Source organism: Pantoea phosphatilytica (assembly GCF_051025615.1).
In the GTDB taxonomy this organism is placed as follows: domain Bacteria; phylum Pseudomonadota; class Gammaproteobacteria; order Enterobacterales; family Enterobacteriaceae; genus Pantoea.
Genome location: NZ_JBPFDF010000001.1, coordinates 1,055,904 through 1,079,356, shown reverse-complemented (window position 1 = coordinate 1,079,356; position 23,453 = coordinate 1,055,904). Strand labels below are relative to the sequence as shown.

At 57.5% G+C, this 23,453-nt stretch carries 25 protein-coding genes and 1 pseudogene; 5 read left to right on the top strand and 21 right to left on the bottom strand.

Translation table 11 applies throughout. The features are described 5' to 3' along the window. Positions 1-376 precede the first annotated feature (376 nt). The 4 genes from ACR6AS_RS05400 to ACR6AS_RS05385 all read right to left on the bottom strand — a co-directional run bounded on the left by ACR6AS_RS05400 (position 377) and on the right by ACR6AS_RS05385 (position 4,225). Positions 377-1,678 (bottom strand): PQQ-dependent sugar dehydrogenase, encoded by a 1,302-nt coding sequence (locus tag ACR6AS_RS05400; protein ID WP_111140358.1) that lies wholly within the window; start codon positions 1,676-1,678, stop codon positions 377-379. Between the two features lie 12 nt (positions 1,679-1,690). Next, positions 1,691-2,098 carry a DUF2231 domain-containing protein gene (locus ACR6AS_RS05395; RefSeq protein ID WP_111140357.1) on the bottom strand — a complete coding sequence of 136 codons (408 nt, stop codon included), beginning with the start codon at positions 2,096-2,098 and terminating at the stop codon, positions 1,691-1,693. A gap of 164 nt (positions 2,099-2,262) precedes the next feature. After that, complete coding sequence (locus tag ACR6AS_RS05390; RefSeq protein ID WP_111140356.1) at positions 2,263-3,378, bottom strand: ABC transporter substrate-binding protein; 1,116 nt, start codon at positions 3,376-3,378, stop codon at positions 2,263-2,265. Positions 3,379-3,586: 208 nt separating this feature from the next. Next, positions 3,587-4,225, bottom strand: coding sequence for an RpiB/LacA/LacB family sugar-phosphate isomerase (locus ACR6AS_RS05385; protein ID WP_111140355.1), 639 nt, complete (start codon positions 4,223-4,225; stop codon positions 3,587-3,589). Between the two features lie 139 nt (positions 4,226-4,364). Here ACR6AS_RS05385 and ACR6AS_RS05380 point away from each other — a divergent pair, with 139 nt between their 5' ends. The 4 genes from ACR6AS_RS05380 to ACR6AS_RS05365 all read left to right on the top strand — a co-directional run bounded on the left by ACR6AS_RS05380 (position 4,365) and on the right by ACR6AS_RS05365 (position 7,775). Then, positions 4,365-4,694, top strand: a complete 330-nt coding sequence (locus ACR6AS_RS05380; RefSeq protein ID WP_293770001.1) for a cupin domain-containing protein — start codon at positions 4,365-4,367, stop codon at positions 4,692-4,694. A gap of 262 nt (positions 4,695-4,956) precedes the next feature. Beyond that, the gene (locus ACR6AS_RS05375) at positions 4,957-5,196 is read left to right on the top strand and encodes a hypothetical protein (RefSeq protein ID WP_111140353.1); all 240 of its coding nucleotides are present in this window, start codon (positions 4,957-4,959) and stop codon (positions 5,194-5,196) included. Positions 5,197-5,648: 452 nt separating this feature from the next. Further along, positions 5,649-6,956 (top strand): MFS transporter, encoded by a 1,308-nt coding sequence (locus tag ACR6AS_RS05370; RefSeq protein WP_111140352.1) that lies wholly within the window; start codon positions 5,649-5,651, stop codon positions 6,954-6,956. Positions 6,957-6,965: 9 nt separating this feature from the next. Beyond that, on the top strand, positions 6,966-7,775 hold the full coding sequence (locus tag ACR6AS_RS05365; RefSeq protein WP_111140351.1) for a substrate-binding domain-containing protein: 810 nt from the start codon (positions 6,966-6,968) through the stop codon (positions 7,773-7,775). On the opposite strand, the gene psrA is transcribed toward ACR6AS_RS05365, so the two are convergent. From psrA to ACR6AS_RS05280, 17 genes are all read right to left on the bottom strand, one after another. Beyond that, a complete protein-coding gene (gene psrA / locus ACR6AS_RS05360; RefSeq protein ID WP_111140350.1) occupies positions 7,750-8,649 on the bottom strand; it encodes an L-proline-binding transcription factor PsrA in 900 nt (299 codons plus the stop codon). The genes ACR6AS_RS05365 and psrA overlap by 26 nt on opposite strands. A gap of 129 nt (positions 8,650-8,778) precedes the next feature. After that, positions 8,779-9,219: a thiol-disulfide oxidoreductase DCC family protein gene (locus ACR6AS_RS05355; RefSeq protein ID WP_434161361.1), complete on the bottom strand. Its 441-nt coding sequence runs from the start codon at positions 9,217-9,219 to the stop codon at positions 8,779-8,781. Beyond that, positions 9,188-9,811: a P-loop nucleotide/nucleoside kinase family protein gene (locus ACR6AS_RS05350; protein WP_111140348.1), complete on the bottom strand. Its 624-nt coding sequence runs from the start codon at positions 9,809-9,811 to the stop codon at positions 9,188-9,190. Before ACR6AS_RS05350 ends, ACR6AS_RS05355 begins: the two co-directional genes overlap by 32 nt. Further along, complete coding sequence (locus ACR6AS_RS05345) at positions 9,808-10,245, bottom strand: PTS sugar transporter subunit IIA (protein WP_111140347.1); 438 nt, start codon at positions 10,243-10,245, stop codon at positions 9,808-9,810. The genes ACR6AS_RS05350 and ACR6AS_RS05345 overlap by 4 nt, the downstream gene beginning before the upstream one ends. Before the next feature lie 9 nt (positions 10,246-10,254). Next, a complete protein-coding gene (locus ACR6AS_RS05340) occupies positions 10,255-10,524 on the bottom strand; it encodes a hypothetical protein (protein WP_111140346.1) in 270 nt (89 codons plus the stop codon). 81 nt (positions 10,525-10,605) lie between these two features. Beyond that, complete coding sequence (locus ACR6AS_RS05335; protein ID WP_111140345.1) at positions 10,606-11,448, bottom strand: class II fructose-bisphosphate aldolase; 843 nt, start codon at positions 11,446-11,448, stop codon at positions 10,606-10,608. Continuing rightward, a complete protein-coding gene (locus ACR6AS_RS05330) occupies positions 11,435-12,802 on the bottom strand; it encodes a PTS sugar transporter subunit IIC (RefSeq protein ID WP_140917227.1) in 1,368 nt (455 codons plus the stop codon). The genes ACR6AS_RS05335 and ACR6AS_RS05330 overlap by 14 nt, the downstream gene beginning before the upstream one ends. After that, the gene (locus ACR6AS_RS05325; protein WP_111140343.1) at positions 12,795-13,109 is read right to left on the bottom strand and encodes a PTS sugar transporter subunit IIB; all 315 of its coding nucleotides are present in this window, start codon (positions 13,107-13,109) and stop codon (positions 12,795-12,797) included. The genes ACR6AS_RS05330 and ACR6AS_RS05325 overlap by 8 nt, the downstream gene beginning before the upstream one ends. Positions 13,110-13,120: 11 nt before the next feature. Next, positions 13,121-14,101: a 6-phosphofructokinase gene (locus ACR6AS_RS05320; protein WP_418798123.1), complete on the bottom strand. Its 981-nt coding sequence runs from the start codon at positions 14,099-14,101 to the stop codon at positions 13,121-13,123. A 420-nt stretch (positions 14,102-14,521) separates the two neighbouring features. Continuing rightward, positions 14,522-15,106 (bottom strand): YceI family protein, encoded by a 585-nt coding sequence (locus tag ACR6AS_RS05315; RefSeq protein WP_434161356.1) that lies wholly within the window; start codon positions 15,104-15,106, stop codon positions 14,522-14,524. A gap of 114 nt (positions 15,107-15,220) precedes the next feature. Further along, a complete protein-coding gene (gene pqqF, locus ACR6AS_RS05310) occupies positions 15,221-17,494 on the bottom strand; it encodes a pyrroloquinoline quinone biosynthesis protein PqqF (RefSeq protein WP_434161355.1) in 2,274 nt (757 codons plus the stop codon). Continuing rightward, a complete protein-coding gene (gene pqqE, locus ACR6AS_RS05305) occupies positions 17,494-18,660 on the bottom strand; it encodes a pyrroloquinoline quinone biosynthesis protein PqqE (RefSeq protein WP_293769985.1) in 1,167 nt (388 codons plus the stop codon). The genes pqqF and pqqE overlap by 1 nt, the downstream gene beginning before the upstream one ends. Continuing rightward, entirely contained in the window at positions 18,623-18,901 is a 279-nt protein-coding gene (gene pqqD / locus ACR6AS_RS05300) for a pyrroloquinoline quinone biosynthesis peptide chaperone PqqD (RefSeq protein WP_111140338.1), read from the bottom strand. Before pqqD ends, pqqE begins: the two co-directional genes overlap by 38 nt. A gap of 3 nt (positions 18,902-18,904) precedes the next feature. Beyond that, positions 18,905-19,660 carry a pyrroloquinoline-quinone synthase PqqC gene (gene pqqC, locus ACR6AS_RS05295; protein ID WP_111140337.1) on the bottom strand — a complete coding sequence of 252 codons (756 nt, stop codon included), beginning with the start codon at positions 19,658-19,660 and terminating at the stop codon, positions 18,905-18,907. Between the two features lie 3 nt (positions 19,661-19,663). Beyond that, positions 19,664-20,581 carry a pyrroloquinoline quinone biosynthesis protein PqqB gene (pqqB, locus tag ACR6AS_RS05290; protein WP_288495278.1) on the bottom strand — a complete coding sequence of 306 codons (918 nt, stop codon included), beginning with the start codon at positions 20,579-20,581 and terminating at the stop codon, positions 19,664-19,666. A gap of 54 nt (positions 20,582-20,635) precedes the next feature. Beyond that, positions 20,636-20,707 carry a pyrroloquinoline quinone precursor peptide PqqA gene (pqqA, locus tag ACR6AS_RS05285; protein ID WP_010245082.1) on the bottom strand — a complete coding sequence of 24 codons (72 nt, stop codon included), beginning with the start codon at positions 20,705-20,707 and terminating at the stop codon, positions 20,636-20,638. A 143-nt stretch (positions 20,708-20,850) separates the two neighbouring features. Next, positions 20,851-21,867: a dipeptidase gene (locus ACR6AS_RS05280; RefSeq protein WP_434161352.1), complete on the bottom strand. Its 1,017-nt coding sequence runs from the start codon at positions 21,865-21,867 to the stop codon at positions 20,851-20,853. A 380-nt stretch (positions 21,868-22,247) separates the two neighbouring features. Between ACR6AS_RS05280 and ACR6AS_RS05275 the strand changes: the two are divergent. Next, positions 22,248-23,257 (top strand): annotated as a pseudogene (locus tag ACR6AS_RS05275) (hypothetical protein). The last annotated feature ends 196 nt before the right edge of the window (positions 23,258-23,453 follow it).

Genomic DNA, 23,453 nt, shown 5'->3' with positions numbered 1-23,453 from the left:
CGCTTTTCGGCAACCAGGGCTTTGACTCTACCCGCCGGGCGCCTGAGCACATCTTGTGGAGAGGGCTGAGCGGCACTCATGGTTAAAGCCACAGGCCAGCACCACCTGATGCCTGCCGGGATTTTAAAAAACCTGCCCCTGGGAGCGGCCAGTCGACCACGAGGCGATACCCAACGCCCAACACCTGTATAAACATACAGCATTATGGCGAAACTTGAAATCCTTAGCCGCACATTTTACAATCTCTTTTGTGGAGAGTGCTGAGCACCTCGTCTGCAGCGCGGTTACCAGCCGGGCTGGCGGACAAAAAAATAAAGGATTTGGCAACGCGCCAAATCCTTTTTTTATGCCTGCTTTTCAGCTCTCCGGGCAGAGGCTAGTTGGCGGCGCTGATACGCCACACGGTATTGCCCGCATCGTCTGCGATCAGGACCCCGCCCTGTTTATCGCTGGCCAGGCCGACCGGCAGGCCCCGCACCTGTTTTTCGTCATCCGTCAGGAAGCCAGAGACCACCGTCTGCGGCTCACCCACCGGCTTACCGTTTTCAAATTTCACCCAGATAACCTTGTAGCCATTCAGCGGCGTACGGTTCCAGCTGCCATGCTCGCTGATAAACGCGCCGCCTTTGTACTGCGGCATGTTATCCGCCCCATAGAACAGCAGACCCAGCGGCGCAACGTGCGAACTCAGCGCATAGTCAGGCTTGATCGCTTTTTCCACCAGATCGGGACGCTGCGGTTCCGCGCGGGTATCGACATGCTGACCAAAGTAGCTGTAGGGCCAGCCGTAGAAGCCTTTCTCCTCTACCGAGGTCATATAGTCGGGCACCAGGTCGGAGCCGATCTCATCGCGCTCGTTGACCACCGCCCAGAGCTTACCGCTCTGCGGTTCCCACTGTAAGCCGGTAGGATTGCGCAACCCGCTGGCGTAGATCCGGCTGGCGCCGCTGGCCGCGTCTACTTCCAGCACCGCAGCACGGCGATACTCTGCGCCGATGCCGTTCTCGGTCACGTTACTGTTGGAACCGACCCCGACATAGAGCTTGCTGCCATCGGGGCTGGCTAGCAGCGCCTTGGTCCAGTGGTGGTTAATGGGCCCGCCCGGCAGTTCCGTCACCTCTTCCGGCGCGGTGCGGATCTCTGTGTCGCCTTCGCGATAGGGGAATTTCACCAGGCTGTCAGCATTCGCCACATAGAGCGTGTTGCCAATCAGCTGCATCCCGAACGGCGAGTGGAGATTCTCAATAAAGCGATGCTGTTCCCATTTGCCGTCCACGTTGCGCAGCAGCGTGATGCGGTTACCGCCCGCGCCGCCCTTGCCGGAGGCTTTCTGCACGATCCCCATGATCAGCTGTTTCGGCCGGGTAGTCGGCTTGGGCGGGCCATTCGATTCCGCCACCAGCACATCATTATTTGGCAGCACGTAAACCTGACGCGGATGCTGCAGATTCTCTGCGATCTTCTCGATTTTCAGCCCCTGCGCCACTTTCGGCATTTCGCCCGCTTTCCAGGGTGTGCCTTCCGGCACCTGCATCGGCGGCATAAAGAAATTGCGCGCCTGCGGCAGTTCGGGATTGGCACCCGTCTGTTTCTGTGGATCGACCTGCGCGCCCTGATCGCAGCCTGCCAGCAGGGCCGTCACAGACAGCGCCAGCAGCGTTTTATGCGTTCTTTTCATGATGGCTCCTCCTTAAGCGCTACGGTGGCGTAACGCAAGTTGCACATTCGCCAGCAGCAGCAGCGCCACCACCAGCGTCGAAAGCGTAACGCCCAGCGGAATGACCGCGGCCGCATCACGGCTATGAATAAACGCATTGACGATGGCGATGACAATCGCGACCAGCCAGAGCCAGAAATGGCCCTTTTCTGCGCTGTCGCTGCCGCGAAACAGATAGACCAGGGCGATGATGCGCGGCACGATAGCCAGTATCAGCCCCAGCGCAATCAGCCAGCCTGCGGCATCGGTCCAGAACAGCACAAAGGTCTGCATGTAGAGAATATCGAACAGCCAGGCCGCGACAAAAAAGCCCAGCGGCACCGGCTCCAGCAGAGCGTAAAGCGTCACGGCAAACGCCGATCTTCCCAGGGTATTGCGCATGTTTCTCTCCATTTTTTACGTGAATGCGGACCAGGTCAGACGTCGCGCTGCTGACAGCAACCGACCCCGCGCCTTTAAAAGATTAGTAAATCTGAAGAGAAACAGAGGGTTTATTCAGGAGGAATTGCAAAACAGGCGGATGACGTCCCTGTCATCCCGCGCTGTCAGGACTTGTCGGCGGGCAGCGTGACCCAGTATCCTGGCTGATAAGGCAGCGGCAGGAACTTCTCGTGGAACTCACGGAAGGTGGCATCCGGATCGAGATCGGCAAACAGATCGGGATGGAGCCACTTCGCCAGCGCCTGGATCGCGACAAACTGATAAGGGCTGTCGTAGAACTGGTGCCAGATGGCATGGACATGGCCGTTATGCGCCACCGGCAGGGTTTTGAACGCATCGCGCGTCATCAGTGCTTTAAGACGCGCCGTGGCTTCGGTGACATTCGCCCCCGGGCCGACGCCGACCCATTTGCCCACGGTATTGTAGTTCTTCCAGTTCGCACCGGTCACGACCACCACATCCGGCTGGCTGGCGATGATCTGCTCCGGGTTCAGGGTGCCGAAGGTGCCTGGGATCACGCCTTTCGCAATGTTACGCCCGCCTGCTATCTCCACCATCTGCCCGAAGTTCTCACTGCCAAAGGACATGCAGCACTCATCGCTGTAGCCGCCCGCACGATCAATCATCACTTTCGGGCGATAGCCGGTGAAGTTTTTCAGTCGTGAAGTGACCCGCTCGATCTGCTGCTGGCGGAAGGTGATGATCTCCTGGGCACGCGCTGGCTTATTCACCAGTTCGCCCATAATGCGGATGCTTTTCTCTGCGTTCACAAACGGGGCTTCGCGGAAGTCGATGAATACCACCGGCACGCCTACGGCCTGCAGTTTTTCAATCAGCTTGCCCTCATCCGTGGCGGCCTTTGACTCCAGGTTCATCAGCACCAGATCGGGCTTCAGGGTTAACGCCTGCTCAACGTTGAAGGTGCCATCTTTTGCGCCGCCAAAGGTCGGTAATTTTTTAATTTGCGGATAGCGTTTTTCATAGGCCTGATAACCATCCCAGTCCGCTTTCGGCAGGTCGTCACGCCAGCCGATCACCCGGCTGAACGGCGCGTCTGTATCAAATGCAGCCAGCAGATAGATTTGACGGCCCTCACCCAGAATGATGCGTTTTGCTTCCTGTGGCACGTCAACCTGACGGCCTGCGACGTCAGTGATTACTTTGGCCGAAGCCGTCCCTGCCAGCGCGAGCATCCCCAACGCTAAAAACCATTTTTTCATCGTCAAACCCACATAAATGATAATGAGAATTATTAATGTAAAGCGGCGTTACTATTACCTAAAATGGCAGTCAGGGGAAGTCATTCGGTGAAATGTTTTTCACGGCTCCGGCGGGAAGCAGACGGGCGGGTTATAGCCGGTAAAGAGGTGATGACAGGCGGAAAGAGAGTAAAAGGCCGGTCGCACCGGCCTCCGCTCGGGGCCGTCGTCAGTGCGTCAGCTGACGCACAAAGGCGATGATCTCCTGATTTTTCCCCTGCTCAGACAGGCACTGCTGAAAACGCGGGCCGCTGACGGCGGTTCGCACCAGCTCAGGATCGAGGGCGCGCAGGGTGTCGAGATAGTTCTCTTTCAGCATGGCGGCTTTGACCTGGTTCAGCAGACCGGCATTACGCACCTGCGGCTCTTTGCGCTCTGGCGGATAGCCGTGTCCTTTTTCCCCAGTGAAGGCTTTTTCAAAAATAAAGCGCAGGTTAAGTTCTGCGCCCCAGCCAAAGCCTTTGGCGAAAGGCAGAGAGAGCGCGTTACCGTTGTTGATTTGCGCAAACAGGTACGCATCCGCCGGATCGATGCAGTAGCCGCACACCACGCCCGGATGAAGGTTCAGCGACATCAGCGCACCCTGTCCGGTCCCGCACCCTGCGACCACAAAATCCACGGCCTGACTGTTCAGCAGCACGCTGGCCTGAATGCCAAGATGAATATAGGTGAGCGCGTGATCCTGCTCGTCGCTCATCCCGACGTTGAAGACCTGATGGCCCAGCGGCTGTGCGACGCCTTCCAGCTCTTTCAGCACAATGGCATTTTTAGCGGCCTGGCTGTTTTCCATCATTAATGCGATTTTCATGACCTGCCCTCATAAATTAATTGAAACACTGTTTCATTTTAATGAAAAGTGAGTAAAGTGCATGGACTAATTGGGCTGCGGGCTGTGAGTGCCATCACAAATTGGCGACCGCACGTCGGGTCATCAACGGAGGTTAACCATGTTTATCTTTCATAACGCGCAGCCAGTCGAGGACCTCGGCCAGGGGGTAACGCGCCGGATACTGGCGCACGGCGGCAGCCTGATGGCGGTCGAAGTCACCTTTGAAACCGGGGCGATCGGACCGCTGCATCATCATCCTCATGAGCAGCTGACTTACGTACTGCGCGGTCGCTTCGCCTTCACTATTGATGGCGAAACGCGTGAAGTCGGCGCCGGAGACACGCTCTATAAGGCGCCGGATGTGGTGCATGGCTGTGTCTGTCTGGAAGCGGGCGTGCTGCTGGATACCTTCACACCGCAGCGGGAAGCGTTCCTGTCCGCAAAATAGGAGGGGCGGCTCATCGGGCCGCCGTTTTCCTCTCCCGCCAGCATCTGCTTTTTCCCGCCGCCTCGTCTGACCGGACTGCAAAAAATTTTATGAATGGCGCCTCCACGGTAACTGAATGATAAGCAGGGATTTACCTCCAGCCCGCGCTGCGCTTCGCGTCAGCCCGAAAATCAGTCCGGCACATTTCTGTACAAATCCGGGATCGTTGTATAAGTTTAATAGCAACACCAGTACGTTTTTTAACCCAGAAAAGGATAAAAATATGCCAATGCAGAACACCCTTACCTTGCCGGCGAATCACATCGTCCCGGTGAAAAATGAGTTCGGCTCCTCCTTCGCGGCGTCTGAGCAGGAGAAACTGAATTTTCTGATCGAAGAGTTACTGGAAGCGGGTAAGGAAAAAAGCTGCATGGAGCTGCTGCGCTATCTGGCCTCTGCGGACAGCGCCGAAGAAGAAGCCTGCTGCCGGGAACTGCTGACGATGCTGATGGCAAAAAAATGAGTGCTTTCTCTCTTTGGCAGCAGTGTACCGCCCCGATGTCTTTATGGATTCTCGCTCTTCACGTCTGAACCCTCTGCTGTTCAGACGTGTCACTCTCCTTATCCTGCCTGTGAAGTAACCCCGGCTCTGAAACCACGCGTTTTCGGTTATCCTGACTTTGTGCGCCGGAGAGCGGTAGCAGCGGATCGATCCGCCGATCAGCTTCCCTTCTGTGCGTAACACGCTTATGAATTCTGTCACATTTCCGCAAACTCACATCAGCACGGTTCACAAACATGAGGCAGACGGCCTCTGTTTCAACCTGCTGAATCCTAAACCTTTTCGGTAGTACCGCCCGGCAATCATGCGTCAGGCTCATCAATCTATGCGCTTTTTGCACTTATTTAGCTGCGGACGCTGATCCACTCTTCTGCAACAGGCGCGGCTAAAAGCGTCATACCTTACTGGAGTTACTGATGCAGACGACCTCACCCATGACCCACCGCGCCAGGATTGGCGCTATTTTCCGTGTAACCTCGGGCAATTTTCTCGAACAGTTCGATTTCTTCCTGTTCGGTTTCTATGCCACCTATATCGCACATACCTTCTTCCCGGCCAGCAGTGAGTTCGCGTCACTGATGATGACCTTTGCCGTGTTCGGGGCGGGCTTCCTGATGCGGCCGATTGGCGCCGTGGTGCTGGGGGCCTATATCGATAAAGTCGGCCGTCGCAAGGGGCTGATTGTCACGCTCTCTATTATGGCGGCGGGCACCTTTATGATCGTGCTGATCCCCTCTTACCAGAGCATCGGCCTGTGGGCTCCGCTGCTGGTGCTGATCGGCCGTTTACTGCAGGGCTTCTCTGCCGGTGCAGAGCTGGGCGGCGTATCCGTCTATCTGGCCGAGATCGCCACGCCCGGCCGGAAGGGCTTTTACACCAGCTGGCAGTCGGGCAGTCAGCAGGTCGCGATCATGGTGGCAGCGGCGATGGGCTTTATCCTCAACGCCGTGCTGGCAGAAAGTGCCATCCGCGAATGGGGCTGGCGTATTCCGTTCCTGTTTGGCTGCCTGATCGTGCCCTTTATTTTTGTACTGCGTCGCAAGCTGGAAGAGACCCAGGAGTTTAACAATCGCCGCAGCCATCCTGAGGTGCGTCAGGTCTTCCGCATCCTGCTGAACAACTGGCAGGTGGTAATTGCCGGGATGCTGATGGTGGCGATGACCACCACCGCGTTCTATCTGATTACGGTGTACGCCCCTACCTTTGGTAAGAAGGTGCTGCTGCTCAGTGCCTCTGACAGCCTGCTGGTCACGCTGCTGGTGGCAATCTCGAACTTTATCTGGCTGCCGATTGGTGGTGCACTCTCCGACCGTTTTGGCCGTAAACCGGTTCTGGTCGCTATGACCCTGCTGGCGATGGCGACCAGCTATCCGGCGCTGAGCCTGCTGGCGGCAGCACCGGGCTTCTCGATGATGCTGGGCGTGCTGCTGTGGCTGTCGATGATCTACGGTCTCTACAACGGCGCGATGATCCCGGCGCTGACCGAAATCATGCCGGCGGAAGTGCGTGTTGCCGGATTCTCGCTGGCCTACAGTCTGGCAACGGCACTGTTTGGCGGCTTTACGCCGGTAATGTCGACCGGACTGATTGAGCTGACCGGCGACAAAGCCTCGCCGGGCTACTGGATGAGCTTCGCGGCTGTCTGTGCGCTGGGGGCCACACTCTATCTCTATCGTCGTACCCGCAGTGTCGTATCACCTGCCCATGAAACGGTTAGCTAAGGAATGAAGATGAAACTGAAAAAAATCGCGTTGTACGCCGCCCTGCTGTCCAGCGTGACAGGCAGTGCCACGGCGCAGGCCAGAGAGCTGACGGTGATGATCTCCGGCGGGTTTAAAGCGGCGTGGGATACCCTGTCGCCCCGCTTTGCCAGGCAGGAAGGGATCACCATCAATACGGTGGCCGGGCCGTCGATGGGCAGGACGCCACAGGCGATCCCGGCGCGACTGGCGCGCGGTGAACCGGCCGATGTGGTGATCATGGTCGGCGATGCGCTGGGCGAGCTGCAAAAGCAGGGAAAGACGCTGCCAGGCTCACGGGTTGAACTCGCCGACTCCCGCATCGGTGCCGTCATTAAAAAGGGCGCGACGCCGGTGAAGATCGGCACGGAAAGCGAGCTGCGCACGACCCTGCTGAACGCGCAGTCTATCGCCTATTCCGACAGCGCCAGCGGCAGGTATGTCAGCAGCCAGCTGTTTACGCGGCTGGGAATTGAGGATCAGGTCAAGGCGAAGGCGGTGAAGGTGGAGCGTATTCCGGTAGCCTCGGAGGTCGCCGCCGGGAAATATGCCATCGGCTTCCAGCAGGTGAGCGAGCTGCTGCCGGTCCAGGGCGTCACCTTTATTGGTGAATTGCCGGACAAGGTGCAGTACACCACCCGTTTCGCCGGTGCCGTGGTGCGCCAGTCCGCCCAGCCGGACGAGGCAGCGAAGCTGTTACACTGGCTCGCCTCACCCGACGCACAGCAGGCGGTTCATGACAGCGGCCTGCACAGCGTGAAAGCGGCCGCCCCGGTTAAAGCCGCTGATACTGTTCAATAATCAGGTTTTCCAGCTCGCTGGCGATATGGGACAGCGTCCGGCCATTTTTACGCAACAGACCCACGGTGCGTTTCACCTGGGGGTCGGTTAGCGGCACGGCCATCAGCAGGGCGTGATCGTATTCCGGCATCGACATGGCGGGGACAGCAGCAATGCCCAGCCCCGCCTCAACCATCCCCAGCATGGTCGTGACGTGCCGGGTTTCACAGACACAGGGCTTCTCTGGCATGATCGCCTGCAACGCCTGATCCAGCAGGTTGCGGTTGCCGGAGGTTTTATCCAGCCCGATCCACTCAGACTGATAGAACTCCCGCCAGCTCAGACTCTTTTTATTTGCGATCGGATGATCGCGGCGACAGGCAGCCACATAGGGGTCATCCATCAGCGGCTGAAAGTGAACATCCGGCTGCGAGCGGCCGGAAAAACTGATGCCGAAGTCAGCCTGCCCGCCGATCACCGCGTCGTAGACATTGGCTGCGCTGCTGTCGATCAGTTTGACCCGCACTCTGGGATAGCGCGTCTGAAACAGCCGGATGATGCTGGGCATGAAGTAGTAGGCGGCGGACGGCACGCAGGCTACGGTGATCAGGCCCGTACGGGCTAAACTCACCTCACTGAGATCGGCCATCACCTCTTCAAAATCGGCCAGCAGCTTGTCCGACCGCTGCGCAAACGCATGCCCTTTCAGCGTCAGCGTGACGCGACGGGTCGTTCGTTCAAACAGTTTGATGCCCAGCGCGGTTTCCAGCTTATCTATCCGGCGGCTCAGGGCCGACTGGGAAAGGCAGATCGACTCCGCCGCCAGGCGAAAATTGCCAAACTCCACCAGCGCGCGAAACGCGTAGAGGTCGTTGAGATCGAAATTAACCGGCATACCCCTTCTGTCCTTAGTCTGTCAGCCCGGTTTCTGCCCTGTCACTGCGATGCCATGACGCGCCGGAATTAAGCAATAACGTTAAGGATATCATTGATTTCAGCTCAGCTCATGGCCGCCTGTCACAGATCAGTGCGGCGACGAAACCTCATGCAGAAATCGCTCAGGATAATCGGGTGTGATGGCGTGCTGGCTGCTGTAGCGGCCGAACAGTTTATAGCGGTTCAGGGCAATGCGGTCATAGGCAAAATTGCTGATGGCATCCGGAAAGTGCCGCAGCACCGCCAGAGCACGCCAGGGTGCCGGCAGATGCTGCATAATACGAAACACCGCCTGCGCCCGCAGCCAGTGCTGATTATCGGCAATATAGACAATGGTGCTGACGTTTTCTTCCGGCAGTCCGGCCCAGCGCAGCAGCGCCTTGCCCTGCTCGCTCTGCACCGAGGCAAAACGAACCTGCCGCGCCAGATGGTGGCGCAGCAGGAACTGAACCCAGCCATTGCAGAGCTTACAGACGCCGTCATAAAGCACGACGCTTTCACCGGTTTGCAGACAGGGGGGTGACGACATCCTGCAACGCCTCACTTTTCAGATGATGAGCTGAAGTGTAGCGGGTTCTGCTGAGTTGCTGCTGTAACCACTGGAAAACGGCCGCATGATCCTGCGCGCAGGCGTTGACCTCACAGAGCGGCCCCAGCGCCATGGGCCGCGCCCGTTGCGCCAGCTGGTGCAGCTCCGGCAGATACTCCGCCCCCGGATGACCGGGCTGCCGCTGCGAGAGCCGCGCCTGATAGCGCGCCACCGCCACGTCTGGATCGATCTTCAGCCACAGCTCCAGCACCTCGCCGACACCCGCCTGTTTCAGTCCCTGCTCCAGCAGCGCACGCGGCTGGAAGCCAAACCAGGCGTCGATGAGCCAGACAGGCGTAGCCGGTGACTGCCCGACAATGTTCCAGATCGCCTGATAGGCAGCGCAGCCCAGCTGCCGGTTACGCTGGCGGTCCACCGGCGCAAAGCAGGCCATAAAGGGCTCCTTCAGGCTGTCGAGCGTCAGCACCGGCCAGCCAAAGTGGTGCGACAGCGCGTGCGTCAGGGTGCTTTTGCCAGACGCCGGAATGCCGTTCACCAGCACCACACGTTTAGGGGGAGTTTTCAGCGTCATAGGATGTCGATGACCTCCGCGACGCTCGCGGCCTGACGGAGTCTGACCAGCGTCTGCTCATCCTCCAGCAGCGACACAATCGCCCGGATCCCCTCTTCGATATGGGCATTACTGTCGCGGGCGCCAAACATGATCACAATGTCCGCCTTGTCGCTGCCCTCAAACGAGATCGGCTCATTCAGCAGGATCATGCTGAAACAGTCGCGGATGACCCCGGCTTCCGGTCGCGCATGGGGGATCGCGATCCCCTCTTCAAAAACATAATAGGCGCCATGCGTCAGCGTATTGGCGATCACGGCGTCAGGATAGGAGGCCGACAGATATCCCCCTCTCACCAGCGGGGCCGCGGCCAGCGCGATAACCTGACGCCAGTCCGTGGCGTCAATCCCGATCTGGATGGCATTGGCCTCTTGCAATAACTGCTTAATCGTCATCACCACTCCTTAAACCGACTGGCGAACCACGTTGCGCAGTTCATCGATTTTCACAAACAGCCCATCAATTTCATTGCGGTAGCGGCGGCTTCTGGCAAATAAACTCAATGCCCGGTTATATTCCAGCATCAACGCCTTCTGCGTTTCGCCGTGCCGTGGATTCCTCGCCAGCTGCTCTTCCAGTTGCGTGATTTTCTCGCGACTGATCTCTGCCAGATGATCCTGCTGCTGCTCGTCAGCGGTGTCCGGTGCCGCTGACTTTTTTAAAAATCCGAACATAGGCTCTCCTGTCCCCGGCTCTGTCGGGGTCACTCAGCGTAAAGGGATGATAAAAATAACCGGACTCAGGCGGCTCTGCGCTTACCGGAATAACTGCATCTTCTCGACCAGCACATCGGTGACGGCATCGTTGGCGGGAACCAGGAAATTCCGCACGCTGTCATTGACCTTGCCTTTCTCAAAGGTCGATTTGCAGCGCGCCACCCACTGAACGTTCATCTCGGTGCCGACGTTCACCTTCTCGATCCCGCTGCTGACGGCCAGCCGCATATCTTCGTCACTGACCCCGGTGCCGCCGTGCAGCACCAGCGGGGTGTGGGTTGCTGCGGTGATATCCGCCAGCCGCTGGTGCTGAATGTGGGCTTTACCGGTATAAAGCCCATGCACGGTGCCGATAGAGATCGCCAGCATATCGACGCCGGTCTCTTCGACGAAGCGGCGCGCATCGTCCACCGGCGTAAAAGCGATAGCGTCCATTTCCACGCACAGACCATCTTCCGAGCCACCAATCGCCCCCAGTTCGGCTTCCACCGAGACATTGTGCGGGCGCGCCATATCGATCACCCGGCGGGTATTGGCAATATTCTCCTCAATCGGCAGATGTGACCCGTCATACATCACGGAGCTGAATCCGGCATCGATTGCCGTCTGAATCGCCGCTAAATCGGAACAGTGGTCGAGATGCAGACAGGCTGGCACATTCATACTTTCCGACAGCGATTTAATGGCATCCACCAGCAGCTTATGGCCGAGATATTTCGCGGTGCCGGTGGAGATCTGGATCATTAACGGGCTGTTGGTTTTCTCTGCTGCTTTAAAATAGGCGGGCAGCATCTCAAGACAGTGAAGGTTAAACGAACCGACGGCTTTGAAGTCACGCTGTTTAGCCAGCTTCAACAGCTCGGCGAAATTATAAAGTTTCATGGATTTTTTCCTCCTGAGGGTGGGTGGATTTACCGTTAACGAACCAGGCGATGGCGGTAACAAAGGCGATAAACAGCGCCACGAACAGCCAGTTATTCTGGAAGGCGTGGCCGAGCACCAGACCGGTACTGATAACGTCGGAGTCACTGAAGGTCACACCGGTGAAGCCGTAGCTCTCCAGCATTGGCACCAGAATGGCGGGCAGAATGGTGATAAAGAGGCCGTGTACAAAGCCGCCGATCATCGCGCCGCGACGGCCGCCCATGGCATTGCCGAAGACGCCAGCGGTGCCACCGGCAAAGAAGTTAGTCAGCAGTCCAGGCAGGATCATCGCCAGGCCGAACATCGGGAAAACCAGCATGCCGACGATGGAGCCGAGCGTGGTGGCGAGAAAGCCCACAATCACCGCGTTTGGCGCATAGGGAAACATCACCGGGCAATCCAGCGCCGGTTTTGCGTCCGGCACCACACGCATTGCGATGCCGCGGAAAGCGGGAACCAGTTCGTTCAGCAGCAGACGCACCCCGCTGTAGAGCACGAATACCCCGGCCACAAACTGAATCGACTGCATAAAGGCGTACATCAGGTAGTTCATGCCGTTGCTGTACTGTGCAATGAACGCCGGACCGGCCGCCACGGCGGGGATCAGGTACATCGGCACCATCACCAGCGCCATCGACAGATAGGTATCCTGCAGGAACTTAAAGTTATCGGGCAGCTTCAGATCTTCAGTGGAGCGCGATCCTTTGCCGACGACTTTTGCCACCGCCGCCGTGACCAGATAGCCGATGGTGCAGAAGTGCCCCAGCGCCACATCGTCCGAGTCGGTGATACGGCGCACTACCGGCTGCGCCAGCGCAGGCATGACAACGGCCATGATCCCACCGAAGAGCCCGCCGGTCAGGATCAGCGGCAGACCTGTAAGTCCGGCTTTGTAGCCGATGACGGCTCCAATCGTCGCCATCCAGAGCAGCGCCTGCCCGGTGAGGAAGATGTACTTAAAGGGTGTCAGCCGCGCGATAACGATATTCACGATGAAAATCACCAGCAGCGTCAGCGCCACCTCCGATCCCAGCTCACGGTTGGCCAGCCCGGCGATGGCGGCAACATCGGTGATGTAGCCGCGCATACCAAAGCCGTGAGTAAATATCGTATTCAGGAAGGTCAGCGTACCAACGATAATATTGATACCCGCCATCATAATTAAGAAGCCGAGCAGGGTTTTAAAGGTGCCTTCCATCACCTTGCCGGCCGATTTTTTTTGCAGCAGCAGCCCGATCAACGCAATAAAGGCGATCAGAATGGAGGCCTGCCCCAGCAGATCTTTTACCAGGAAGTCGATTACACTATTCATGAGCCGCGACCTTGAGATTATGTTCTTTTAAAAACGCCAGTATCTTCTGCTCAATTTCCGCTTTATCGGTGAGCCGGTTAAGAATAATGACCCGTTTAATCTGTTCCGGACTGGCGTCGGCATTTAATACATCGGCAAAGGCTTTCTGTGTCAGAATCATGTCTGATTTAAACGCATTTGCTTCTGAAATAGTGGTGTGATCGATATCCGCCTCGATTTCCAGCTTTTTTAATACGGCCTTCGCGCTCATTTCAATCGCGAAACTGGAACCTAATCCACAACCACAGACACATAATATTTTCAGCATGGTCTTTTTCCTCACAATATATTGAGTTGTTTAGCGAGTTTGTATTGGTGCCCGTCAATATCGACCAGGCGTTTCTGCATGCTTTTTAAATCAATCGGAATGGGTTTATTGCTGCCATTAATAATGACCGCTTTATTCCGCATTCCTGACTGAATACATCGCACCACTTCACTGGCCATAATGGTGCCCTGATAGATCTCTTCGCAGGTGGGGTCGCCATTACGCAGTCCGTAGCCCAGGATCGTTTTGCGGATGCGCACGCCAGTCAGTGGCTCCAGCTGTTTGATCAGGGTGTCAATTGCGCCCTGGAAACCGGGCGAATATTCCCGGGTGTAACCTTCCGAACAGAGGATAATGACGCTGTTCTGCTGCGCCAGCCGCTGTGTGATACGCTGCGCCAGCTGAGGCACGGGGATCTGACACTCCGGGATCAGCGCAATATCGGCGTTCGATTTAATGGCAGACTGCAGCGTTAACTCCCCGCAATAACCGCCGAGTAATTCCAGCATAAAGACCCGGCCCGGTAAGGCGCGTCCGGTATTACGGAGTTTCGCGACCTCTTTTAAAACCTGTTCGCAGGCGGTGGAGAAACCCAGGGTGTAATCACTGCCAAAAACATCGTTGTCGATGGTCATGCCGACGCCAAAACAATTTACGCCCCACTCCGACAGCGTATGCAGAAATTGCAGCGAGCCGTCGCCACCCGCCATCACTAATACATCGATCCGGGCGCTTTTTAACTGGCGCGCAATAGCGTCATATTCGCTGCGTACCAGTTTTTTCTGGGTGCGGCCTGACTGCATCACAGGAATTGAGGCGATGGAAAAATCGAGCAGATCGCGTTCGCTGATATCACGGTGGTTATTTGCCAGCAGCCCGGGAATGCCGCCGTCAAATATCACCATCTCTGCCTGCGCCAGATGCGCTAACCGGAAAACAAAATTATTTATACCGGTTACATCGCCGCCGCTGATCACCATTCCAATTCGCATTTTCCCGCTCCTCACTGGCCTCATCTGCTGAAGGTCATTCTTCCGGGAAGCGGGTCGGCTATTTGCAGGTGAGATCACAGTTACGTGCGGTATTTTCCGGGCAGGCGGGTTGACAGCGGCAATACCAGGCCGTTATTTGTGAGCGGAATCACATAACCCGATCGGACAGAGAGGTTTTCAAAATGATGTAAATCAGGGAGTTAACGCAAAGCGCCTGCGCAGTAATGCGGGCCGTGGCGAGCCGATAAACGGGAGAGGATGTGATGTTGCAAAATTGTGATTTTCGCCTCATTTTTCCCGGTTCGGCGGCCGGACAGGGTGTAAAAAAAGCGGAACGTAAGGTGACTGGGGGTTGCGGGGTCGTCTGAGGATGAGGATTTAAAACCGGGGCACCACGGTTAACCGCAGCGCCCCGACTGATTACTTCGCGTAGGCTTCGGTAGAGAGCGTCAGCGTCACGTCGTCGCTGACCGCAGGCACATATTTGTCCAGCTTGAAGTCTGAACGCCTGATGGTGCCGGTGGCGTCAAAACCAATCGCCTGCTTTTTCACCATCGGATGCTCGCCCTGCTTGTTCAGCGTAGCGTGCAGGGTAACCGGCTTCGTGATCCCTTTCAGGGTCAGGTTACCTTCAACGTCAAACTTGTTGTCACCCTTCGCCACCACTTTGGTGCTGTGGAAGGTCGCGGTCGGGTATTTCGCGGTGTCGAAATACTCAGCGCCTTTAAACTCTTTGGTCAGCGCCGCAACGTGGCTGTCGATTTTGCTGACCGGCAGGGTCACATCAACGCGTGAGGCTTCCGGATGATCTTTGTCAAACACCAGCGTACCGGTTGCATCCGGGATATCCGCAGTAGGATTTGAGAAGCCAAAATGGTTCCAGGCCACCACTACCGACGTATGCTCGGGGTTCAGCTGATAGTGCATCGCCTCAGCCTGGGACAACGGGGCATAGAGCGCGGCAACGGCTGACAGGGGCAGTGCAATACGTTTAACGTTCTTCACAATAAATTCCTTATGCGGACAAAAGTTAACTGAGTGTGGTTCACTCTGGCACGAATAGACAGTGAAGAGATTTGTCGTTAATTTTCAAATAAATTCAGCAACTCTGCCCCGCCGCTACGCGACCGGGCCGCCGGTGAAGAGAACGCGCCAGCGACGGCGGTCCTGAATCAGCGTGCGATGCAGCTGCTGCAGATCCGCCTGGCTCAGCGCCTCAATCTGCGCCGCGTCCGGCTCCGCCAGACCGTTTTCATGCCGCAGCCGCGCCAGCGGCTGATCCGCCTGCTCGCTCAGCAGCCGCGTTTTGATCGCATCCAGATCTGCATCCGCCAGGGTTTCCGTCAGGGAACGCAGAAACGTGCGGCAGTAGCGCAGCAGCGACAGCGGGCTGTAATCGGGCGACTGCAGCGCAAACATCACGCCATCCTGATCGGCACAGCGAAGATAACGGCTGCTGACCACGTAACCCACAGGCTGCTCAACCCGATAACGCTGGAAAAAACGCGGCTCGTAAATCAGCGCCAGCGCACGCAGCGCCGTCAGCTGCTCCGCCCGGTGCAGCGGGATAAACAGCAGCAGCGCATTGTCTGTGCTGCTGTGCGGCAGATGGGTCATGCCGGTGCGGGAGGTCATGCGCGTCGGGGGCGAGGCGGGATTGACGGGCAGCGACAGCGCGCTCAGTCGCCGGGCAATCCGCGAGTGCAGCGCCGCGCCGCCGCCTTTCAGCGCCGCCCGCCAGCATGGCGGGTTCATGTTCGCCGCTAACTGGCCGGGCAACTGCCGCAGCAGCGCACGGATGGCGATCGTTTCGGGTGCAGGAGGCTGACCGTGCGCGGCGGGCTGTGTCATTACCGTGACGATCTGGCTCAGTACCCGGTCAGCGGCCTCTTCATCCGGCGGCAGCTGAAGCGTCAGTTGCCAGACGCCCTCCACCTCCTGCCAGCTGCCGTGCCCGCCCTGATGACGCAGCATGGCAAACAGTGGACGCAGCCGCCGCGCCAGATCGTCACCTGCCTCGGGGGAAAATGTTGACCAGAACTCGGGCCGCAGGATCAGGGTCGCCGCTGCCTCATCAGGCTGATGATGAGGCAGCGCCACCGCCTGCTCAGGCAGCCGTCCGGTGGCAACGGCGCCGTCGAGCGGATAGAAAAAGAACGCTGCCGAAGGCAGCGTTTCAGGCGCTGAGGGCTCCCAGGGACTCAGCGCCAGGCTGAAGCCCTGGGTGAGCTGACTGCCTTCCACTGCCTCTGGCGTGCAGCGCAGCAGCGTGCCCGGCGCGGTGGTGAGTCTCTCCGCCAGCGACAGCAGTGCAGGCAGGTTTTCGTCCGGCGCAAAGCCGAGCGCGCGCTGGCGCAGCTGCTCCACAGGTGACAGTGTCACGAACTGACTCTGCGCCAGCTGATGATAGTGCTGATGCTGCTGTTGGTTCGTCTGGCTAAGCGCCGCCAGATAGCTGTCGATCAGGCCATTGACCGCTTCCGGGTGAGCGGTGTCGATGCCCAGCGCCAGCCAGATCGCGCTGTCTGCCTGATAGAGAATTTTCAGCTCCAGCGTCTCCGCCAGCTCCTGTTTACGCAGGGTAGCCAGCAGCGAACCAGGCGCCTCATCCAGCAGAAACGCGCGCCACAACGTGACACCGTCACTGTTTTCCAAAAGCCAGCTGCGCCACAGCGCGGCCGGTGTGCCACCAAGCTGCCAGTGGGTTCCTTCTGACAGTTGCGGCACGGGGATGTCGCGCCGGGATGAGCCAGGCGGCAGCGCCGCGACAAACTCACGCGCCAGCGCCTCCAGTGCATCCAGCGGCTGAGGGCCCTGCAGCCAGAGACGCATATTCCCGGCGACATAGTAACGCTGATGGAACTGACGCAGCGCCCGCTGGAGCGCGGGCAGCTCATCGCCAAAGTGGACGCGGCTGCCAACATGGAACTGCCGGAACGCCGGGGGAGAGTCGGCAGCATGAAGCAGCGCGGCCTCGATACGGGATGGCTGATGCTGCTGCAGCAGCTGATACTCCGCCTCGATCACCGCCACTTCCTGGCCGATCGCCCGGTTATCAAGCAGTGGATGGGCGATCATATCCTGCAGACGAGCCAGCCCGTCCGCCAGCTGCGACGGTGCGACCTCAAAAAAGAAGGCGCTGTGGCGCGCCAGGGTAGTGGCGTTAACCCGCCCGCCCTGCGCCTGGATCCACGGCATCAGCCGCCCCTCATCAGGCCAGCCGGTGCTGCCGGTAAACAGCAGATGCTCCAGCAGATGCGCCAGGCCCGGCCAGCGCGTCGGCTCGTCGTGACTGCCTGCGCCCACCTGAATCAGCGCCGCGGCCTGGCGGGCATCGGCCTGCTGAACCAGCTCAACGTTCAGCCCCTCGATCACCAGACCGCGCGTCTTCATCAGAGATTCCGGGTTTTATAAATCAGCTGTGAGTTGGTGCGGTTACGGAACTGCAGCTGACCAATTTTAATGTCGCTGCAATCCGCTTCGCGGCGGGCTTCCAGGATTTTACCGTGATGCGGCGATTTGCTGCAGACCGGATCGGTGTTGTCGGCATCCCCCGTCAGCAGGAACGCCTGACAGCGGCAGCCGCCAAAATCCTTCTCTTTCTCGTCACAGGAGCGGCACGGCTCCGGCATCCAGTCAAAACCACGATAGCGATTAAAACCAAAGGAGTTGTACCAGATATCCTCCAGGCTCTGAGTCAGCACCGAAGGAAACTCGACGGGCAGCTGACGCGCACTGTGGCACGGCAGCGCAGTGCCCTCCGGCGTGACGCTGAGAAAAATCGATCCCCAGCCGCCCATGCAGGGTTTTGGCCGCTCTTCATAGTAGTCAGGCGTCACGAACAGCAGATTCGTCAGGTTGCCGCTGCCGCTCATCTGCTCACGATAGCGGCCGACCACCGCTTCTGCGCGGGCGATCTGCTCACGCGTTGGCAGCAGCCCTTCGCGGTTGAGCTGCGCCCAGCCGTAGAACTGACAGGTCGCCAGCTCCACATCATCCGCTTCCAGCTCGATGCAGAGATCAATGATTTTGTCGATCTGATCGATGTTGTGGCGATGCAGCACGAAGTTAAGCACCATCGGATAGCCGTGCGCCTTGACCGCTTTCGCCATCTCCAGCTTCTGCTGAAACGCTTTTTTCGATCCAGCCAGCGCCGCATTCAGGGTTTCATCGCTCGCCTGGAAACTGATCTGAATATGATCCAGACCCGCTTCACTGAACGCCTCCAGCTTGTTCGCGGTCAGGCCGATACCGGAGGTGATCAGGTTAGTGTAGAAGCCAAGGTCGCGTGCCGCTTTAATCAGTTCGGGCAGATCTTTGCGGGTCAGCGGCTCGCCGCCGGAAAAACCGAGCTGCACGCTGCCCATCGCGCGCGCCTGACGGAAGACCTCAATCCACTGCTCCGTAGTCAGCTCCTTCTCCTGCTGCGCGAAGTCGAGCGGATTGGAGCAGTAAGGGCACTGCAGCGGACAGCGATAGGTCAGCTCGGCCAGCAGCCAGAGCGGCGGATTCACGCCAGATTTATGCGGGGTCACGGAACTGTATCCACTTCTGTTCATAAGCTGACTGCAGGAATTCGGTGACATCCGGCCCGACGCCGCCCGCTTCCGGGAAGCGGCTGTCCAGCGTGGCGATAATCGCGGCAACGTCCTGCTTACCATCCACCAGTTCAAGAATGGCGGCGGCGGTTTCATTCAGTTTTGCCATCCCTTCGGGATAGAGCACCACATGCGTATCCTGCGCGGCTTCCCACTGCAGGCGATAGCCGCGACGGAACGCGACAATAGAGTTTTCGTTCATCTGTTATACCAGTCGGGTGGTGTGCCACGCCGCCTTGTCGGTGACGGTGTGATAAGGCGGACGCTTCAGCTCGTAGGCCATCGTCATCGCGTCCAGCATGCTCCATAGAATATCGAGCTTAAACTGCAGAATTTCCAGCATACGATTCTGCGTCTCCGCCGTGGTAAAGGTTTCCAGCGCCAGCGCCAGTCCATGTTCCACGTCGCGGTTCGCCTGACCTAAGCGGCTGCGGAAGTAGAAATAGCCCTCTTCTTTGATCCACGGATAGTGCTGCGGCCAGCTGTCGAGCCGTGACTGGTGGATCTGCGGCGCGAAGAGTTCCGTCAGCGAGCTGCAGGCCGCCTCATGCCAGCTGGCGCGGCGGGCAAAGTTAAGGTAAGCATCCACCGCAAAGCGCACGCCCGGCAGCACATGCTGCTCTGACAGTAACGCTTCGCGGGTGAGACCCACCGCCTCGCCCAGCCGCAGCCAGGCCTCAATGCCGCCCTCTTCGCCGTTGCTGCCGTCGTGGTCGAGGATGCGCTGCACCCATTTACGCCGGGTGGCCGGATCGGGGCAGTTGGCCATGATCGCGGCATCTTTCAGCGGAATGGTGGTCTGGTAGTAAAAGCGGTTCGCCACCCAGCCCTGGATCTGTTCGCGCGTGGCCTGACCGGTATGCATCGCGATGTGATAGGGATGATGAATATGGTAGTAAGCGCCTTTGTCGCGCAGCGCCTGTTCAAAAGCCTGCGGGGAGAGCGTTTGCGTGATCTGCATGATTTAGCCCTGAAGGTGAATCGCCATTCCGTCCCAGCTCACCTCTATTCCCTGCGCCGTCAGGAACTGACGCTGCGGTGACTGCTCGTTGAGGATCGGATTGGTGTTGTTAATGTGGATCAGAATCTTACGTTTTGCCGGCAGCGACGCCAGCAGCGCCATCAGTCCCTGCTCTTCCGCCAGCGCCAGGTGGCCCATCGCCTTTCCGGTGTTGTGACCCACACCGGTGGTCAGCAGCTCATCATCCTGCCAGACGGTGCCATCAATCAGCAGGCAGTCCGCTTTCTGCAGCCACGGCAGGATCACTTCATCAGGCTCGCCCAGACCCGGCGCATAGAGCAGCGTCTGGCCATTCGCCTGGTTTTCGATAAACAGCGCCACGTTGTGGCCTGGCAGCGGCCGGTCGCGATAGGGCGAGTAAGGCGGCGCATTGCTGATGATGGGGATCGCGGTGAAACGCAGATTGCTACACACATCCACGCTGAACGGCGTCAGTGGCGCGACAGGCCGGTGCTGCAGACCACCGTTCCAGTGAGAGAGCATCGGGAAAATCGGGAAGCCGCTGCTGAGGTCGGCATGCACTTCCGGTGTACACCACACCTGATGCGGGCAGCCTTCGCGCAGGCTCAGCAGTCCGGTGGTATGGTCGATCTGACTGTCGGTCAGGATAATCCCGCCGATCGCCGTGCCGCGCAGCACGCCCTGGCGTGTCAGCTCTGGCGTATGCAGGATCTGCTGGCTGATATCGGGCGAGGCGTTGCACAACACCCAGTCCGTGCCGTTATCGCTGAGGATGATTGACGACTGTGTGCGCGGGCGGGCCTGAATCGTGCCGTTACGCACACCGTGGCAGTTGGCGCAGTTGCAGTTCCACTGCGGGAACCCGCCACCCGCGGCTGAACCGAGGATTTTGATAAACATAGAGGAAAACCAGAAGTTGAAAAAAAATGCCCGCTCAGAGGGCGGGCAGAACGATTAACGGTTGGAGATGTAGAGAGTCACTTCCAGACCGAGACGCATATCAACGAAAGTTGGTTTTTTCCACATGAGTTATTTCCTCTTTATTAACAGTATAGTAGCTGCCTGAAATCAGCGTTACCGGCGTTAAATGAGACCGCCATCACAAATTCCAGGCAGATGGTGCGCCAATGGCGCGTCAGGATCAAGCCCGGAACGTAAGGAAATTGTTATCACAGCCCGGTCAGTCGTAAAACCCGCTGCCAGTTTCCCCATGCCAGTTTCTCTGTCAGTGTCTGATCATAGCCCGCTTCCTGGAAAGCGGCGAGCAATCGCGGCATTCCGCTGATATCGCCCAGCGCAGCCGGGGGGGTAATGCCGTCAAAATCAGAGCCAAAGGCGACATGGTCGCTGCCCATTATCGTCAACAGGTGATCATAATGCTTAACAATTTCTGTTAATGGCGTGTCAGCGTCGCGTTTGCCATCGGCGCGCAGAAACGCATTGCCAAAATTGATGCCAACCAGACCGCCGCTGTCGCGGATCGCCCGCAGCTGATCGTCGGTCAGGTTGCGCGGCTGCGGACAGAGGGCATGCGCGTTAGAGTGGCTGGCAACCAGCGGTCCGCGGAAGAGCCGGGCAGTATCGGTGAACGCCTGCAGGTTCATGTGCGACACATCGATCATCATCTTCAGCTGGCCTGCCTGCTGAATCAGCCGTTCACCGGCGGCGGTCAGGCCCGGGCCGGTATCAGGTGAGCCGGGAAAGGTTCCGCTGACGCCCTGACCAAAGCGGTTAGGCAGATTCCAGAACGGCCCGATGCTGCGCACGCCCGCCTGCCAGAAGGCTTGCAGCTGTTCGCCCTCCTCATCCAGCGCATCCGCCCCCTCGATGTGGGCCACCATTGCCAGCACGCCAGCGGCGCGACAGGCGGCGATCTCATCCACGCTGCGGCAGAGGCGTGCCCGGCCGCCCGACTCATCAGCCAGCTGCTGCAGGATCTGCAACTGCTGCCACATAATGGTCAGCGGTTCATAAGGCTCACCGGCGCGGGCGGGCGCGGTCTGCGCAATGTACGCCTGCGGCGGCACAAAAATCGCAAACAGCCCGCCGCCCAGGCCACCCTGCCGGATACGCGGAAAATCGAGATGCCCCCGCTCAATCCCCTGATAAAACGCACGCGCGGGCGCATCGCGATGATGCAGCCAGAGGTTGAGCAGCAGATCGTTGTGACCGTCAAAAATCAGCATAAAAGTCCACCCGGATAAACAGCCGACCATGCTAACCCTGCCCGGCGGATTCATCAAACGTCCCCGCACGCCGCGTGTTGTTCTGTATGCTTCTGTGCGCATTGAGGTCGCCCGATACTGGATCTGCGAATAATTCTGGTGATGTTTAAACCCGCACGAGAGAGAGTTGTCCTGCACGGCTCTATTCATAAAGCAGGTATTGAGATGAAGGAATTAAAGTCCGAAGGTAATTTATTTCCGGACCTGAAACTGATCTCAGTCCGTACCATAGAACTTTATATTTGCCTTTGCGTAACGATGTAAAATTATTTATCTTTGTTTCAGGTTCTGGCTTATCAGAATCCATCCTTTTGGCACTAAAACTGATGGAGCACGGAAGCATGTCGCGTAACTTAGCCCCAGGATATTGTATAGTGCAAACAGCGGGTAGTCTGGAATATCAGGCAAGAGAACTCTTCAGGGATGTCCGTTCCCCAGCCGCCAGTCTCTTTATGAAACTCAATGCGGACACTCCTTATCTGAAACCCGGGCAAATTCTGATTGTTGCTGACACGGAGACGCCAGCCCCTCTGACAATAAAGATACTGACGACACTCCGACAGGCAAAAAACAAGACCAATGCGGCTTTTACAGGCATCAACAGCGATGACGCCAGTTTCATGCAAAAACATTATGGAACGATTGCTGCGTTGACGGGTGCAGGGGACAAGATTTTCAGCACTGCAGGTGATGCCGGTGAAAAGTATTTTAATGCTATTGAGCAGACACTAAAAAAATTGAAGTCAGCTATCAGAATCAATTTCGTACCCAGGGTACGTTGATCGGCCAGCAGTTCTTTGTGGAGCGCAAAGAGCTGTTACATCAGTTAAAATAATTAGTTAACAAACCGCTATTAAAATCCCTCAGTCGGAATATCGTCAAATTCCAGAATTATGAGAACATGAAACGGGCGTTAAACCTCTCGAGCCGTTCGATTGTTCATGAGTGGTCCACTGCGGGGATAAGCGGTATTCCGGGCTATTCCTATTATGTCGGTAATGCGGCCAGGGCGGCTCGATTCCTGAAGGCTCGAGGATATATCGGTATTGGATTTGCTTTTGCCGGAACAAGTAACGATGTCGTTAATGCCTGTTTAAAAGGACGTGAAAATGAGTGTGGTAAAATTGCGGTAAGAGACTACACAAAGTTTGCTGTTGGTACGGGTAGTGCGATGTTTATCGGAGCATGGGGCGGTTCTGCCGGTCTATTGGGCTGTGCAGCAATAGGCATAGCCACCGCAGGTGCAGGAGGCGTAGCGTGTGCAGCTGTAGGCTCCATGGTCGGCGGTTATATCGGTAGTACAGCCGGCGAAAAAACGGTGAATTATTTACTGGGGTTTACAGGTGACTGAATTTTACATTTCAAGAATGGGTTTAATCTTTGCCCTTTCAGGTAGTGCAATAATTTTGATTTCTTTCTTTTTTTTATGCTTATCACAAAAAAGAATATGAAAAACTAATTTCACTGTTTCTGGAGCGATATCAATTCCCCCCGCCCTATTCTTTTTATCACATGGTTGGTTTTTTTGGTGTCTACCAGGTATGCAG